At 52.0% G+C, this 16,891-nt stretch carries 11 protein-coding genes; 3 read left to right on the top strand and 8 right to left on the bottom strand.

What is annotated here, in order from left to right; genetic code table 11:
- Nucleotides 1–30: 30 nt before the first annotated feature.
- The 3 genes from AC0YN3_RS11850 to AC0YN3_RS11840 all read left to right on the top strand — a co-directional run bounded on the left by AC0YN3_RS11850 (nt 31) and on the right by AC0YN3_RS11840 (nt 3,175).
- On the top strand, nt 31–417 hold the full coding sequence (locus tag AC0YN3_RS11850) for a DUF4280 domain-containing protein (protein WP_183557130.1): 387 nt from the start codon (nt 31–33) through the stop codon (nt 415–417).
- 1 nt (nt 418) lies between these two features.
- Nucleotides 419–2,218 (top strand): MORN repeat-containing protein, encoded by a 1,800-nt coding sequence (locus AC0YN3_RS11845; protein WP_475775265.1) that lies wholly within the window; start codon nt 419–421, stop codon nt 2,216–2,218.
- 255 nt (nt 2,219–2,473) lie between these two features.
- A complete protein-coding gene (locus AC0YN3_RS11840) occupies nt 2,474–3,175 on the top strand; it encodes a DUF421 domain-containing protein (RefSeq protein WP_475775264.1) in 702 nt (233 codons plus the stop codon).
- A gap of 184 nt (nt 3,176–3,359) precedes the next feature.
- Here the strand turns inward: AC0YN3_RS11840 and AC0YN3_RS11835 are convergent, their stop codons facing one another.
- The 8 genes from AC0YN3_RS11835 to AC0YN3_RS11800 all read right to left on the bottom strand — a co-directional run bounded on the left by AC0YN3_RS11835 (nt 3,360) and on the right by AC0YN3_RS11800 (nt 16,887).
- Entirely contained in the window at nt 3,360–5,009 is a 1,650-nt protein-coding gene (locus AC0YN3_RS11835) for a GDSL-type esterase/lipase family protein (protein WP_475775263.1), read from the bottom strand.
- A gap of 377 nt (nt 5,010–5,386) precedes the next feature.
- Nucleotides 5,387–7,057 (bottom strand): hypothetical protein, encoded by a 1,671-nt coding sequence (locus AC0YN3_RS11830; RefSeq protein WP_475775262.1) that lies wholly within the window; start codon nt 7,055–7,057, stop codon nt 5,387–5,389.
- Between the two features lie 26 nt (nt 7,058–7,083).
- On the bottom strand, nt 7,084–9,189 hold the full coding sequence (locus tag AC0YN3_RS11825; RefSeq protein ID WP_475775261.1) for a phage tail protein: 2,106 nt from the start codon (nt 9,187–9,189) through the stop codon (nt 7,084–7,086).
- Between the two features lie 33 nt (nt 9,190–9,222).
- Nucleotides 9,223–11,487, bottom strand: a complete 2,265-nt coding sequence (locus AC0YN3_RS11820; protein WP_475775260.1) for a putative baseplate assembly protein — start codon at nt 11,485–11,487, stop codon at nt 9,223–9,225.
- 56 nt (nt 11,488–11,543) lie between these two features.
- Nucleotides 11,544–14,642 (bottom strand): baseplate J/gp47 family protein, encoded by a 3,099-nt coding sequence (locus tag AC0YN3_RS11815; protein ID WP_475775259.1) that lies wholly within the window; start codon nt 14,640–14,642, stop codon nt 11,544–11,546.
- Nucleotides 14,643–14,656: 14 nt separating this feature from the next.
- On the bottom strand, nt 14,657–15,058 hold the full coding sequence (locus tag AC0YN3_RS11810; RefSeq protein ID WP_475775258.1) for a GPW/gp25 family protein: 402 nt from the start codon (nt 15,056–15,058) through the stop codon (nt 14,657–14,659).
- A 21-nt stretch (nt 15,059–15,079) separates the two neighbouring features.
- Nucleotides 15,080–15,808, bottom strand: a complete 729-nt coding sequence (locus tag AC0YN3_RS11805) for a phage baseplate assembly protein V (protein WP_441941335.1) — start codon at nt 15,806–15,808, stop codon at nt 15,080–15,082.
- The gene (locus AC0YN3_RS11800) at nt 15,805–16,887 is read right to left on the bottom strand and encodes a phage late control D family protein (protein WP_475775257.1); all 1,083 of its coding nucleotides are present in this window, start codon (nt 16,885–16,887) and stop codon (nt 15,805–15,807) included. Before AC0YN3_RS11800 ends, AC0YN3_RS11805 begins: the two co-directional genes overlap by 4 nt.
- Nucleotides 16,888–16,891: the final 4 nt, after the last annotated feature.

The following is a 16,891-nucleotide window of genomic DNA, read 5'->3' as shown; positions in this document are numbered from 1 at the left end:
ATTGAACGCCCACTCACGGAAAGGAATTTTATGGGACAACTTGTATGCGGCGGAGCTACGATGCAATGCTCCTTCGGAGCAGCTCCAGGAACGTTAAACGTGCTGCCAGCCAACCGTGTTCTGACGGCTATGCCGATAGCGAACATCATGGATAACAAGCCAATGGTTAATATCATGCCTTTTGGCGTTTGCAACTCAATGGCCAACCCGATGGTGGCAGCCGCTACTGCTGCGGCACTCGGAGCACTCACGCCCCAACCTTGCATTCCGGTTACTGCCGCTCCATGGGCACCGGGCTCCCCGACCGTTCTGGTCGCCAACATGCCCGCGCTCAATCAAACTTCGAAATGCATGTGTAACTGGGGAGGCGTCATTCAGTTCGTCAATCCCGGACAGATGACGATACAGGTGCCATGATATGATTGAGCAAATTTTAAATCCCATTATAAAGCCGATTAAACGGAAGATTATCGCCCCTCTCAAACGCGCCAAGACGCTCCCGAAGCGTGCGCTTGCCGTCATCCGCAAATGGCTGGTTACCGCCATATTCGGACCGCTGCGCTCGCTTAACAATTATTTGCGGGTAGGCAGTTATTTTATTGCGAAGAAGCTCATTGCACTCGTATTGATTATTACGCTTTTCATCGTTTATTTTGGCTTTATTAGTCCTCCGGCGTTTATAAACAAATGGTTCGGGCGCACGCCGCAGCTCGAAGCGAGCGCCGCAGCCGACAAAGGCTTCACGGGACCAGCCTCGATTATGGACGCCGACGGTAACCTGCTGTTCAAAGGACAGCTTGAGAATGGTCAATATACCGGTAACGGCAAGCTGTTCTTTCCGGACGGCAAGCTCCGATATCAAGGAGACTTTGCCAAAGGAATGATGGAAGGAGCTGGCGAACTCTATAGCGATGAAGGCATTCTGCTCTACCGCGGAGCGTTCGCAGCAGACCAATACAGCGGTGCGGGAACACTGTTTTATCCCGATGGGAAGCCCAAGTACGAGGGACTATTTCTCGCAGGCGCCTATGAAGGCGCAGGCACCGCCTTCGGCGCCGATGGCAGCATTATCTATGCAGGCGCTTTTGTGAAAGGCGTATTTAGCGGGGACGGAAAGCTTTATAGCGGAAAAGATAAGCTGCTCTACGAGGGTCAGTTCAACAATGGCATCTACGAGGGAGCCGGCAAACAATTTGACGGCAATGGCGTGTTATTGTACGAAGGAAACTTTCTTGCAGGGAAGCTCTCAGGCCCAGCCAAGGAATATTTCCCTTCCGGCTTTGTGAAATACGACGGCGCTTTCCTGCTTGGCAGCTACCATGGTGCTGGCAGTCTGTTTAATGAAACCGGCTCTGCCGTTTATGTAGGTTCTTTTGCGAATGGCGTGCAGAATGGCAGCGGACAAGCATTCAATGCCGCCGGAGGCGTTGTTTATGACGGCAAGTTCGTAAATGGGAAATACGAAGGCGTAGGTACGCTCTTCGATGCGGACGGCGCACCCCTCTATAAAGGCTTTTTCCGACAAGGCAATCTCTATGCCGAAGGCTTTATGAGCCTCTCGCTCGTGAAGCTGCAAGAAACGCTAGGCGCGCCTGATGCGCCAGTTCTTCCGCTTGAAGAGGAGCCTCTCGAAGATGGAGCCGACATAGAAGGTGCTTTGCCGGACGCTACCAGCGAACCAGACGGAACGGAGATCTCGCCGCTGCCGTCTGCAACGCCAACGGAAACGGATCAAGGAGCTATTCAGCCATCCGCAACGCCAGAAGCGAGTGCTGTACCTTCTTCATCGCCGGCTCCGAACAATGAGGTTCAGGCGTTATCCGCTTCTAACGAGTCAGAAGCGATTACAGATATCGCCACAATGACGGATGCACCTGCTTCAGGCAATGAAACGCTTCTTGAAGAGGAATTGGGCGCAGAGGTTATTTTACCTCAAACGTTAACCTTCAGCGCGATGCAGCTATCCTTTGTGCTTGAAGTTGACGCGGACAATCCTGAAGCCTTTTATGTCCAGCGGCTTACGACATGGAACCCGGTCATCATGGAGCAAACCTACAGCCGCTTGCTGGCGGCCAAAACCGTATCCGCCAAGGAGCAGCTCGAAAATGGACGGACGAACCTTATTTTCAAATCAGGCAACACGCTGCTTACTTTTTTAATGAATAAAAACAAGCCCGTGCGGCTTGAAATGTCATCCATTCTAACGGAATCCGAATAGAAAAGGCAGGCTGGGAGCGATCTCTCAGCCTGCCTTTTCTCTATTTATAAACCTTCTTGGGATGATTTTAGCCAATTTTCACATTCTATTTTTTATCGCGAGAGGTGGCTTTGTACTTCATGCCTTTGCTATCATAAGTGATCCATTCACCAATAGGCTCGCCAAGACAGGCATTCAGCTCAGCAAATGGTATGGCTTTGGTAAAAAAGGGAAGCATACTCCTTAGACAATGAGGGTATCGGAGGAAATATACATATGGACTTTTTCAAAAGCCAAGAGTCGTTGACGGCAACGGGATGGATATTACGCAGTATTGTCGGATTTGTATTTCTGATCGTTGCTGCCAAATTCATGGGCCAGCGTTCCATTTCTCAGCTTAGGTTTCTTGATTTTATTATCGCGCTGACGCTTGGCAACATTATTGCCCATCCGTTATCGGACGAGCACCTTGGGCTTAAAGGCTCCATGATTACGACCGTTTCGCTCGTTATTCTATATGTTCTCGCGATCTGGCTCAGCCTAAAGGTCCCGCTAATCAAACAATTTTTCGATCCTCCCGCGATTACGCTTATCCAGGAGGGGAAGCTTGATTACAGGAATTTATCGAAAGCTAAGCTGCCTATTGAGTTTTTGTTCGCGGAGCTCAGAAAAGCGAATGTGGACGATATCTCTAAGGTTGCTTTTGCTGCATGGGAGCCTGGCGGAACGTTATCCGTGTTCATGAATGCGGCTTTTCAGCCTATAACGCCAACAGATCTGAAGTTACCCACTGAACCCTTTAACCTAACTAAACCGATCATCGCGGATGGTCACATTGAACATGCACTGCTGCGCGAGATCGGAGTGGACCGCGAATGGCTGGAAATTAAAATACGCCCCCACGCATTAAAGGATGTAAGATTAGCGACGATAGACTACAAGCTGTCCGTCCACGTGCATCTGGTGCGAGAGCCATAACCACAGTGCCGAAACTTCCAAAATACAAGGGGCCCCTAGGATGTGGATTGAGGCATCTCTCGAGATTACACATACAGGAAACGTCCGTTCAAACAAGCGGTGGTCAGCCTAATGCTTTTTTCTTGTCTACGGCTGCCATCGCTCTTTTTAGTTTGTATCCGTTGACTCTTTGCCTTGTATTTGCTTAAGAATAAAGCCGAATGAACGCAAGGATTGGGCTGGGATCCTCTAAGCTATGCGGATGATGGCCGACCCCGGGCTTCACGATCAGCGAAATTGTTCCGCCTAACTCGCGAAATCTCTCTGCGAACGGTGTGCCATTCTCGGACAGCGGTACCGGAATATCCGCATCCCCTGCTACGATCAATATCGGTATATTCGTAGCGGCAAGCGTCTGCACGTTATCGATCGGAGAGAGCTTCGCCCCTGACACCGTCTCTTCGTTAACGCCGTAGACAGCCAAGCACTCCTGCCACTCGAATTCCGTTCTCGTACCAGCACCTCTCCCCGCCGGCCAGCTCAATATATCCAATACAGGCGCATCCAGATACATCATCTTTACCTGCTCAGGGTAGGCGATTGCATAGTTGCAGGAATAAAGCCCTCCTCGGCTAAAGCCAAATAGCACGGTCTTAGCGGAAAGCTCGAAGGCTTCTGTCACATAGTCTTGAAAGACTCGCATATGAGCGACGGCACCCGGAGCTCCGTACATATCGCTTACATGATCATATGCGATTGCCCATCCCCGCTCAAGTAGAGCCATGTCCGCATAGGAAAAGGCATCAAAAAAGGAAGCCCGCCATATCCATGGCTTGCCTTCTGCGAATGTTTTAGGAAATACAAGCAGGCCCTCCCTGCCCTCCAGCATAAAATCGATCCGCTCATAACCTTTCCATTGTGATCTGCGATGCGACGCGGCAACATCCAGCTTCGAAGCGATGTTACGAATCTGCGCCGCCAAGTTTTCTCCCCGCTTAATGGCTATATTCAGCGGCAACGCATCTGCCTTGCTTGGATTGGTATGGCCGACATGCTCTTTCCATGCGGAGCTAAGCAAGCGATGCCGTTCCGCTACCGCTGCGAATATAGGAGACTGTTCCGGCTGCAGCACATGCTGCGGGACCTGCTGGAGCGATACATTAAATAATACGCGTAGCAGCTCACGAGCGATGACCCAGTGCCCCTCAGCACCTGGATGTATGCCGTCACCGGTTACATAATCGGAATCTTTCTCGCGCTTTTCACTCCACAGCTCAAGCAATGGATCATGGATGGAAACGACAGCATCTGCTCTGCCATGCAAAGTAAGCACCCAATCCGCATACCGCTTCAACACTTCCTCGTACCGGGCAAAAGGTGCAGCATAACTGTAGTGAGACTGGCCTTCAGGCTGCATCGGCGCATCGTAGGATACCGCATCGAATGGAGGCGGCGTCATCAGAATGGCTTTGGCATCAGCGGCTTTGACAAGCTCGACTGCGCGGAGGATGCCGCTCTGGTAAGCTTCAAATCTCTCGTCAGAGAAGGGATAATAAATACCGTCATTCATCCCATAGCAAAGCACGACCCAGTCAGGCTTGCTCTCCTCTAACGCCCGCTCCAAGCGATCATGCACGCAGGGGCGCGGAAACGGATGCTCCGGCTCGCTCAGACCCGATGATGTTTCGCTGCTTACGCCAAGGTTAATGAGTGTAATCTCATGCCCAGGCCAATGTTGAAGCAAATACGCATCCATGTAGGCGATATACGTTCCCTCATCTGTGATGCTATCCCCCAAAAATACGATTTTTTTCTTATTCGGAATGACCGAGTCCTTCCCGTACAATGGTTTCATTCTATATTCCTCCTGTTGATTCGAACCTCATATTGGTGTATCGCAATGGGTATACCGCGGAAGGACAGCTCAAGAAGCTCAACCAAGAGCTTTCTTGCTTCATACTCATTAAGCTCCTTTACCTGTTCCTGTTCGCAAATTGATTCCATGCGCTGCTTCCTTCAGCCTGCTTCAATTATGGAGCGCTTTCATTAGGCAGCATCACCATGTTCGCATCTATAGTAGCATTCTTATTCTTGCAAGCCTCGTTAGCTATTGCTTTAATTGCGAAATCTATCTAGCATTATAGCTTATCAACCTAGCCTCCGCGTGGATAAACAAAAAGCTGTCTGAAAGATCAACATCCACGCGTTGATCTTCCCTACAGCTTATTTCGATTACTCCTGCTCCGAAGCTGCCGCCTCGGATAGGCCCTCGTCTGCGGGATCATCGGCTAACGGGGCAGCTTGCCCAGCGCCAAGGCTTTTGAATGCCCACCAGCGCACTGCAATGACGGATGCCGCCGATTCCGTCTCTCCCTGCAGCTTCATTCCGATACGGAAACTGCCTTTCTCGGGATAAACGATCGTTCCGAGCGACACATTAGGAATGTCAGGCTCGAATTCGGTCCCTTTGAACACATCGCTTTGACCGTAATAGATTTTTTTCATCGTGCTTGTCCGGTCTGCGAGCACCGTCCGATCGACTTCTTCAAGCCCAACGACCACCGAAACCTGGCCTTCGCCTAAGCCATGCGATATTTCTTCGGATACGTAGTTTTTCTTGCCGCGGGAGAAAAAGAATCCACCGGTTTTGCCGATTGATTCAAGCGCCACCTCCATCGTTCCGGTTGCGATTTCATCATACAAATGCTGAGGCCGCGGAATGCCGAGCTTGAAGTCAAACTCATTGCGATCCGGATGGTATTGTACATCCAGCGATGGCTTCGCGTCATATTCCAAATCATGCGTCTCGGCACTGGCATAAAATTTATTAAGCGATGAACCCCGCGAGGTTTGCGTTAGCCGCTGCAGCAGTGACGTGCTTTCAATATATTCGTCAAAAGGTACCCGATCCACTTTCTCGATCATATAGGTTGGGCCCATTTGCAGCAAGCTGATCTTGGCTAAGCAAATGCTTTGATCCGCTGCGCCTTCAACGGCCTGTTCCAGCGTCCGCTCATGCCAATCCTTCAGAATACGATTCGCTACCGGCTCATCCAGCACATCAATGCTGTGCTTGGCATTCGTGTCCAGCGGGATAGCTGAATCGCCAATGGTCAGCTTAGCGGCCTGATTCGGAACGGATAGCTCCGCTTTTACGCCCGCTGTCTGCGGAGCTTTCACATGGAAGCTCACCGCATATTCCGTTTCCTGCGCGTCGCCCGGCTCTACGAACACCACCTTATTGCCGTCATGCCCGACAGAGGTGAAGCCTGAAGCCTCGTAATCATACTGAAACGCAATTCGAGGTGTTTGCAGCGTTTTCTCAACGACCAGCTTGACCTCGACAACCTCGCCAACATTAACATACTTAGGCATGCGCTGCGTAATCCGCACGTTCGCATCCTCGTAAATCGTCACGACATTTTCCAGCAAGCGGACGAATTCGAAGGAGGAGGGAGCAGGTGCTTCTTCGTTAATGAAAAGGCGGTAGGATTCCAGCACCCGATTATATTCGCTTACTTCATCGTTGCGAATGGCCGAATTGCCTACGGAATGCACGGGCTCTTTGCCCTTCTCGTCATAAGCGACGCATAAGTAGACGTTTTTCTTGTACTCATTGTTCGTAAAGCCCTCAATCATGGACAGCTTGAGCGTGACGGGAGAAGGGATGACGAGCTCGCGTCCGATATAATCGATGGCTACGCCCATTTCAACGGAGATCGTTTTATCGTCAACAGCCACAACCTGCATGCCCGACAATACGCCGCTGCCGTAAAGCAGGCGGTTCAGCAATCTTCTTTTGTCATTGAAATATTTCTGCTCAGACTCGAAATCGCGCACTGTAAGCAGCTTCCCGTAAAAATAACGATTTCTCTCAAATGGATACAGCCTCGATTTTTTCACCTGTACCGCTCCTTCGCGTTTTTATATTATTCCAGCTCTGAATCCATTTCTAAGCGTGTATGGACATCTAGGCGCTTCTCCATGCCAATGTCTACGATTAGCGTATCGTTAGGCATCGTCCGATCAGGGTTCAGCTTAAGCAGCGACGGCTCCGTAAGCACCGTATTAATACCTAGGTATGTATGCAGATCCAAGTACATCCATGGCTGAAGCAGCACAAGCTTGGCCTCCGTGAAGGCTGGCTTCTGCTCTTCGAGCAATTGCTCGATCACGACGCGCTGCTTCTCGGACGGGGCTTGCTCCGGCTTAAGCAGCACGGTGAAGGTATAAGGATCTCCCCCGTACAGCTGATCCGTCAATTGACGCAGCTCCGCATGGTCACGCATCGCTTTCGTTTGGAAGTATTCCACGATCAGCGGCTTTACTCCCGTATAAATCTCAATGGTTTTCATTAAGCCCTGACGCGTGCCGCGGTAACGGTACAGCTCTGGTGCTGCTTGGATAAAAGCTTGCACCTGGTCATCCGTCCAGTAATCATCGGTTTCCAGACCAACCCAGGTCGCAAGCCACCGAAGATGCTCGCCGGTCGCCCTTTCCGGATCAATATACCGAGATAAATCCTCGATATCCTCCTCGATGCCGGAGAACAACGTGCCGAATAATGATAAATAACGTTCAAGAAAATCGCGACTGGCCGGGTCCTCTTGGTAAACTGCCGGCAAATAAGACAGATACGTGTCCCGAGGGAAATAAATGCGCATCGATTCTATGAGAGGCGTATATCTCTCCGATGCGATAAACTCCATCTTTAACCATAAATATCGACCCTTAGCCCCAAAAAACAAAGCGTCATTTGGATTAATAACGGGCTTCGACCAAAAACCTTCAAGCCCTTTCAGCTTCTCGCGGTAAGGGATCGTCTGATCTCCCAGCCAATCATCAACCTTGCGGTAGCTGCCGGCAATGATGCAGCTATCCTCGTTTTGGCTGAAATAGGAAACATGCAGCTGCGTGCCGTCTGGAATGAACGTTTCAAGCGCCATTTTGTGCCAGACCGTCTCCGCTTCGGCGCTGTCGAATGCGGTTGAGAGCCAAACACCCTCCGGAACGCCAGTCTCCTCCATAAGCAATGTTTGCGGCTGCAGATTTAATATCGTAACGGTGCCATCCTCGCCGTTCAATATGTACATGCGGTCCTTCTCGTCAATCAGCAGCTGGTCTGCCTTGCCCCGGAAGCCCGTAATGCGCCCGATGGTCTCCCCGGCAGAATTCAACTGTGTAATGAACCGGTCATCCTCGCTGACTTGATCCATTTGACGCGTGTCGCCTACGTACAGCTTCCCGCTTCCATCCGCGCAAAGCCCTGCGTATGGCAGCGAAGGAAGCTCCCGTTTTATGTTCAATTGGCCATTCGCCTGAAAGCTGAAAAGCTTGGCGTACAACGTATCGAATATATAAAGCTCGCCGGACGATGCAATGGTCATATAATACGTTCGGTTCAGATGCCTAAGCTTGGCCCGTACATGCTGCGTAAAAGCAGGATCGCTCCATACGGCTGCGACTGCCCCGCCCAGCGTAAATTGAATAATGCCAAGCTTCGCCCCTTCCGCAACCGTCGGCTCGTCCGCTCCAAGATCAAGAGCAAGCGGCGTAAGAATATAGATATAGCGATCGTCAGCCGCAATGGCGAGAGGGTGCAGGGGAATCCCGTCTGCCTCATCCCCCATTCTGGACCAAAGCGTCTGGCCGTTCCCGGTATGGTAGGCGGCTACCCTTCTTTCACTCGAGCGGTCGGCTGCAATGAGAAGGTCACCAGAGGCAGCCAGCCTGGCATGTGGGCTAAACAAACGATGGCCCTGCGTAAACAAGCGCTTATGGTCGGCATTGCGGCGGTCGTATATCCAGAGATCCGCACGCTCATCCAGCAAATACATATGCTCATGCTGCGAGACTGCGATTTCCTTAACCGGTGCAGTGCCGGTAAGCTCATTCAGTTGTATGGTTCCCGCGATGCCGTAGCGGCTATCGCGCTGAACACCATATCCCGCGATATGATAGTCCAGATTGTATCCCGTGCCGCGCTGCCAATCCTGCTCGCGGCTGATCGAGAAAAAGTGGTTTTGTCCGTTCATGCTGTGCCTCCTTTGCAGCCGATTACCACAATGCTATAGATGCGTGCGACTTATCAGTTCAATTTCATGCTCTCCCGAGAAAACGAGACCATGCGGCGGCAGTATAATATCGCCGCCCGCGCTCTTCTTCACATGCGGCCCCTCCGCATCGATCCATAGGTCCTGAACGTAGACGACACCGCTGCCAAGACTCAATGCGCTATAAATATCGCCTTTATACACGGAGCGGCCAAAGGTCCAGCCTTTTATTCCATGCTCGCCATCAAGCGGACGAAGCAATTTTTTCAAATGCTCAACCAAGCGTTGTCCTTCGTCCACGAACTGCGGCTCAACGACCACAACCGCATTCACCGTCACTTTAATATAAACGGGAGGAATAACATGCACCTCGGTCGTTACAAGCCTTCTCGAATCCAGATGACGCTTTACGGTTTGCAGAAAACCGGCGCTCGGGGTAGGCGTATCCGTCAGACCGAACGGCACAACGACGACAGATATTTGTCCCGGAGCGGTTTCTCTCGGATAATCGGCTAATCCTGGCTTGAATAGCGGAATGGCATGCACCCTAGCAACGGCAGCCCCTGGCGTCGCTCTTGCGAGCGTCTCGTAATCCTCGTTCGTAACGGCCCGGAATGTATGCTTAAGCTCCGCCTGTGCCCGCTGCAAGGTGATCTGCAGCGTCTCAGCCTCTGCTCCGCCTGCTGCAAAGCCGGGGTTGTCCGCTTTTATATGCAAAGCCTTCTGAGCCTCATTCACCCATTCGGTAATGAGATGCGGCTTCACATTGCCCCGATCTCCTCCTCCGAGCTCACAGGCTATGAGTACGATGTTCGTATCGATGCTTGCTTCCGGAATGGCGCCTCTTTCTCCATTGCCAAAGTGAATCAGCCGTTTGGCCGGATCGTATATGAAATGGCGGTCCTCCGGTTTGGAGCGGTCAAATTCATCTACCCGCGTCCAATCCTGCCACCGGTAAGCGCCTTGCGGCTCGGGCACGCCTACCTGCAAGCGCAAAGCGTCACGCTTCTTGCAAGACAGGCTGTACAGCTCAAACGTCTGCTCCGGGAGTCCATTGCTTCGTCCAACCTGCCTGTACAGATCGAATTTGGCATCGCTCGCAATGACTCTTACCGTTTGTCCAGGCGGAGGAATTGCGCCTGACAAGCCGTCGCTGAACTTGACGGTCACGCTGTCCAGCGTTTCATGCCTGACAAGGGCAAATACGGATGGCGGTCGGTCCATTGGCGGCAGATTCTCGAATGACGGAGCTTCCTGCCAGTATCGCCAAGCTCCGTCCGCATCCTTTACTTGAACGCGTATTTGCCCGAAAACAGCCAAATAGCGATCTATATGTATTTCTTCGTTTGGCTCTCCGTCAACGATGAAATCGACGATTTCGCTTAACGTATCTTTCTGCTGTGCCGCTACCGTGTGCAGCATAAGCTGGCGTATGCGGGGAGGCATTTCGTAGCCCGCCTCCTCAACCGTAGCGCATATCCAATATCGGGCCTGCTCGCTGGCGGGATGCACCGTGACGCTGCGCATTTGCGATTTAATCGCAAACGTAATCTTTCCGCTTAGCGTCAAATGCAGCGTCTCATCCTCGATCATCTCAACGGGCATCCAGCCCGAGGAGCCCGAAGACTCATCCCAGCAATAAGCCTTCCAGGAAAGGCGGGCTGACGGAGAAATAGCGGAGCGGTCCACGACAAACTCCTGTTCCGCATCCTTTAACATGTCGACGCCTGCTTCCAGCAGCTTAACGTTAATCGTTATTTGCTCTTGCGGCTCAAGCTCGCGGTCAAAGGAAAGATAAAGCTTCGAGGCTGCCTTCGCATCCTTGCCGAATGCATAAAAGGCGACGTTCGCATGATCATTGGTAGCCGTAACATCATTCGCTTCCCGTTCTGTCCGGGTAACAATTCGATCCAGCGCGAGCGGTACGAGCGAAAGGGATGCTTCGGTCTCGAACATTTGATCCTCAGCCATCAGCTTCGTTCCGCGAGGCAGCGTTATCGCTTTCTTCACGTTCGAAAAACGCACGATCGCTTGCGCCGAGCTGGCATCCGCTGGCGCAATGCCTAGCAGATCCAGAAACCTGCGTTTGTTTCGGTCCGGTACGCGGCCGATGAAATATCGCTGCATCTCTGTCAGCCAAGCGAACAGCTCGATAAACGTAATGCCCGGGTCATGCGCGTTCTCGTCCGTCCATTCCGGCACGCGTTTCGGAATAAGCCTTCTAGCTTGCTGAACAATCTCCGCATAGGTGCGGTCGTCCAAGGGCAGCCTTGGCAGCATATGATCTCTCCTTTCTCTTAAGCATTCATATCAAGCTCAATGCATGGTATCAGCCGTTATTTAGGGGCAGGTATTGCCGTAATGGCATGTACGCCGTTGACAACGATACCGTGTATGACTTCATCCATTCGCGTTGGATCGCATTCCGTCCTTACGCCATTTTCAATCTTAATCACATGCAAATACAGCCGCTCAATGTATAACAGCGATCGGACCGCATGCAGGAGAGAATGCAGGACCGACACATGCAATGCTTCGCCGATATTCCAGCCGTTTCCATCCACATTTCCCGAAACGGAATCGAGGAACGCATTCAGCTTTGCCGCACAGGCTAGCTCAAGCGGCAGCAGCTCGTCTACCGACTCCGTCGCAACCGTCGCGTGGACGGACACCTCCAAGTATGCCGGTTCGATGACACGGATAGATCCGCTGAGGGAGACCATATTCGAGGCCGTCCGCGTCAGCTCGCGTTCGACTGCCTTGCGAAGCTCGGGAAACTGCGCCGCATTCGCCAAGCCGCCTGACGGGAAAGCAACTACCGTCATACAGCCAGGCGACCGCTCCAGCAGACCATTGCGATTGCTCAGGCATTTGACCTTGGCAATCTGCGGGTAGGCTTCTCGGGCAATCCACTCCACATCCTTAGTTGTAACGGCCCGTCCGCGGTGCTTAAGCCGCTGCGGTCCTCGCTCGAGCACCTGCTCGACTCGCTCCGCGTCGCCACCGCCGATGGAAGGCGCTGGGTTGCTCACGCTGCTAATGAAAGCAAACGGGAGCACCATGCCTGTTATTTGACCGGCATCCACATGGCCGCTGGCTCCGCTGGTCGTTTTGAACCGAACGCGGACCGTTTCCGCTGTATCGGAGGAAGGCATCTTTCCTCGGACGCCATCTCCAAACTGCAGCGTACCTCCGGCATGGTCCGGCATATAATGCTGGTCGATCGGCCCGGATTCAGCGAGCGATGCAACCGGCCTCCATCTCACCCAGAAGCGCTGGTCATTCCCGTCTCCATCCCTCTGCAGCATGTAACGGTCTGGTTCTGCATCGCTTAGCGCGATTCGGTCCATTGGCGTGACATGCTCGAGTTCATCCACCCATACTTCTTCTTCTATATAAGCGGTTGGAGCTAAATGTACGAATCCGTCAGACGGAATCGTGAGCTCCTTCTCCTGACTGATCTGCTGCCTGACGGATACGGCGTTCAAATGCATGCTCTTTGCAATCGGATTGCTTGGATAAGAATCTCCAAGCGTACTATCCCGATTGATGACCCGTATCCAAAATCGCTCGCGACCGAACAATCTTGCCAAAACCATTGCCGGCGGACCCACAAATTGTAATTCTCCGCTTACCGTAAAGGCTTCCGTACTGTCAACGACCTTGAGCGGCTGCCACACGTAACGGCCAGCTTCGAGGCAGAGCGCCTCCCATTCCACCCATGGCGGCTGATTGCGCACCGAGAATCTTCGCTCCAGCTCGATATGCAAACGAATCGGTCCTTTTAGCGGAGCCATGTCAAAGGAAGCATACATCGCGGGATGACTCGTTTCAATCGGTTCAAACAGCTTAAATGACTGCCCACCCTGTTGAGCCGAAATCGTTCGGTCACGATTATCGATATTGCTTCTCGTAAAGGCATGCTCCGGCATGAACAAGGTTTGCGATCCATGCGCATAAGAGAGCGACGGCTCGCCTAACCACGGCGACATATATTCAACAACGGGAGCAATAATCGGATCAGTCTGTAGAACACGTGCCCGGATCCAATAATCGGATGCACCGTTGACAAAGGTTTGCGTCATGTCCTCGGGACAGATGAAATCCAGCGTGAAGCTTCTCTCGCTTTGCTCGGGCAGTTCTGCGAACATGCCGCCGTAACGCTCGCAGCCCGGCAGCCTTGCCCAGTTACCGCCATCCCAGTACTCCCACTGCACGCTCCGAATGCAAATACGCGGCGGGTCCTTCTCGTCAAAGTCCGAGGTCCGCATAACCATCTTCCATTTCACTTCCGGATCCTGCGCCATGCGAAGCCTGCTCGGATTCGCTTTCGCCTTGAACGACAATTTAATTTTGCTCTCGCGCTTGGTGAAAGCTTCTTCGCAGGACAAATAAAATACGGAATATGGAACAAAATGCTCGCCGAAAGGATAGAAGCCATCGCGCAGCAGCTCTGTGTCATTAAAGTACAAGGCACCTGGCTGGATGCCAACGTCGTCGTTTGCGGCATCATGAGCAGCGCGCAGCCTGATCTTGTCCATTTCCAAATGCTTCTTCAGCAAAGGAGAAGCCGTACCTTGAAGCTGCTTCAGCGTACAGCGGATCCAGCGTCCGCTTATGCCTTCATGCTCCGTCTTTTCAAGCTTTCCTGCTTGTTTCTTATGTAATACGACCATATTTCCGGCAGCTGTAGCCGAATCGAAAGCCACCCAATTTCCGTTGGAGAAATAAGTCCACTCTACCCACTCTGACGCAAGCGAAGCAGCAAGCTCCGGCTCTGAATACCGTTTTTCGGTATGATGAACATTCAGATAAAAGCGATTCGGACGATCGACTAGAAATAAGTCGTCATGGCGAATAAAGAGCGTATGCTCCTGCTCATTCTGCTTCGAGCTCGTATCGAACAGGCTGACCGGCTCTGCAAGGCCGCCTTTCAGGCGATCGCCGTATTCAATCGCGGCAGTTGCAATATGATCCCGCTCCGGATGGACGTTGATCCATTCCATCAGCTTGGCAGGCGTTGCAAGCAGCACCTTCTCCGTTTCAAAGACAAGCGGCTCACCGCCTTCTGGATGAGGAGCAGTCAAAGCAATTCCAGCAGGCAAATATACCGGATCTACCGCACCCTCGCTAAGCTGAAAAACAACCGAAGCGCGGGCTGGTCTAGGCGGCTGCAGCTTGACCTCAATAAGATCAAGAAAAGCAAGAAAATGATTAAGCGGCGCTTGGTTGAGCCGCTTGACCGTTCCCTCCAGCATCTCGGCGGTCAAATAGGCGAGTCCCGTCCCCGCATCCGGCTCTTCTTGTGAGAAGCGCCATTCCGGCGTGTAATGCGGTGCCATCTCCTTCAGCTGAGACATAAAGGAGGAGAGCGTATTATGGTTTATTTTTGGCGGACGGTTGTCACCGCCCTTACTTCCCCCGTGCTTCATCACGTTGTTCGCTCCCGTTATTTCGTTCCTTCCTCCAAATAGAAAGGAAAGACCTGATTAAATAAATTGTTTGTTGAACGTACGGCATAGGAAACATTCATTAGCACGCGTCCGTTGTTTTCGCGGTCCGGCTTTACTTCCACCTCGACGTCCTTAACACGCGGCTCCCAGATTCGGATCGCTTCCTGCACATCGCTCGCGATTAAGCGCAAGGAGGTTTCGTCCGTCGTACCAAAAACGAAATCCCTCAGCCCGCAGCCAAAGTCTGGCCGCATCAAACGCTCGCCCTTAGACGTTCGTATAATGATGCGAATCGACTCATCAATGTCCTCTTCGCCTTCCGCCATCCGAATGCGGCCGGTCGTTGCGTCAACCTGAACCGGGAATTTCCATCCTTTTCCCAAAAATGATGCCGACACAAGCTGCAGCCCCCTTCGCTGTTAATTGATTTTGACCATAGCGCCCTTAAGGGTTAGCATACCCGTGGCCTTAACCTCGAGCATGCCATTCGATTGAAGCGTCAGCGACGCATCGGCCTCCACCTTTACCTGCGTGCCCTTCACGGTGACCGATTTCGTCCCCGTAACCTTAATATCGCCCTGAGCATTCATCTCGATCGTCGATGTGGTCCCGCACTTGATCGTAATCTTCTTGCCGGTTTCATCCAGCTTTATCGACTGCTGTTTATCCTGCGTTTCCACCGTTACCGTCTTCTCTTTATCGGCGAAGGTAATGTTATGCCCCTTTGAAGTCTTTATCGTTACCGTGCCGGCACTGCTCGTATCGTCGAACGTAATTTCATGGCCGGTCTTTGTCTTGATTTTGCGGACATCGTTTTTTTCGTTCGGCTCTGGCGGCTTCTGCTTCTTGCTCCACAATGAACCAATGACAACAGGCTGATCGAGGCGTCCCATTAAGAATGCTACCAGCACCTCGTCGTTCACTTCCGGCAAAAAGAGCGATCCCATATCGTTGCCGCCCATTAAGGTTGCGACGCGGATCCATTCCGTCTGCAGCTCACCCTCTCGCAGCGGAAATTTCACTTTTACGCGGCCAAGCTTGTCCGGGTCCTTGTTATCGGTAACGATCGCATTCCAGACGCCGGACAGCTGCTCGGATTGCATGGAACGCTGATGCTGGTCAAAAAAACCAGGATACATGGTGCTCATATCGCATTCCCCTCCGTCTCAAAATAAATCATGTAGCCGCTCGTCGCGTCAAGCCGATGCGTTACCTTCGTTAATCGCAGCTGCTGATCCAGCTTCTCGCTGCCAAGCCCTTCGATCTTGATCAGCTCGCCAGGCTTCATCTCAGGAAACCCGATTGAGGTGCCGTGCCCGATGACAAGCTCTCTCGATATTCGATCCAGCATCGCCTTCGCAAGCGATTGCGCTTCTTCCATTGATGCAGCTTGCGTATATACAACTTCCATTTTTTGAGAAGACAGCATGCTCGCAACGCTTGGCCCGCTCTTTGCGTTCGAGCCGATAACCGTTACCGAGCTCGCAACGGACTCGATGGCCTGCATCTTGTCAACGTCATAGCCGCGCACTTTGACCTGCGAGGTTTGGCTGGAAGCATCGACGGTAAGCGTGAACTGAACGAGATTCTTCCCATATTTAAGCGTTATGAGCGGCGAACCGGACGTTTTAGGTTTTTTGAAATAAAGCTTGGATGCCACGACGTAAAAATGCCGGTCATTATCCATCGCTAGGGAACGAATGAAATGATAATCGCTAACCCCAATCTGCTCGATCGTCTTTTTGGTAACCGTCGTATCGTCCAAGTCGACGGAAAGGCCGTAATTGCCGGCAATTTGTCTGACGACATCGGTATCCTTCATTTGGTTCCACACCTTGGAATGCGCAGATTTCATCATGAGGAAGGATCTGTCCATTGCCGTTACGGTTACCGTTGGACTTCCGTTGGACGGGAAATCGACCGAATAACCCGTAATAATCCCATCAAAAACAAGTGATTTCTTATCCGCATAGCCCAGCTTGATCTGCAGCTTCTTGCCTACCGTAATCGTCGATCCGACCCACTGCATGCGGGACTCGCTCCAGATATAGCCGTTAGATATCGCAAATCGTGCAATATCCGCTTGCGCGTCCGTCGTCTGCTCAACATCGACCCATTCAACGGCCATATTGGAGAGCTTCGTTAATTGTCCTTCTATTAAAATATCTACTTCCGGCGCATTGAAATCACCGTATTTGGATTCCAGGCTTTCAAAAGTAACGGCCACTCTC

This window comes from Paenibacillus sp. J22R232, assembly GCF_056269165.1.
Note: the sequence above shows the minus strand (reverse complement) of the source record. Positions and strands in the feature narration are given on the sequence as shown.

What these genes read in the sequence shown, in the direction of transcription:
- AC0YN3_RS11850 (WP_183557130.1), top strand. Translation starts at nt 31, where the DNA reads ATGGGACAACTTGTATGCGGCGGAGCTACGATGCAATGCTCCTTCGGA.
- AC0YN3_RS11845 (WP_475775265.1), top strand. Translation starts at nt 419, where the DNA reads ATGATTGAGCAAATTTTAAATCCCATTATAAAGCCGATTAAACGGAAG.
- AC0YN3_RS11840 (WP_475775264.1), top strand. Translation starts at nt 2,474, where the DNA reads ATGGACTTTTTCAAAAGCCAAGAGTCGTTGACGGCAACGGGATGGATA.
- AC0YN3_RS11835 (WP_475775263.1), bottom strand. Translation starts at nt 5,009, where the DNA reads ATGAAACCATTGTACGGGAAGGACTCGGTCATTCCGAATAAGAAAAAA.
- AC0YN3_RS11825 (WP_475775261.1), bottom strand. Translation starts at nt 9,189, where the DNA reads ATGAACGGACAAAACCACTTTTTCTCGATCAGCCGCGAGCAGGATTGG.
- AC0YN3_RS11820 (WP_475775260.1), bottom strand. Translation starts at nt 11,487, where the DNA reads ATGCTGCCAAGGCTGCCCTTGGACGACCGCACCTATGCGGAGATTGTT.
- AC0YN3_RS11805 (WP_441941335.1), bottom strand. Translation starts at nt 15,808, where the DNA reads ATGAGCACCATGTATCCTGGTTTTTTTGACCAGCATCAGCGTTCCATG.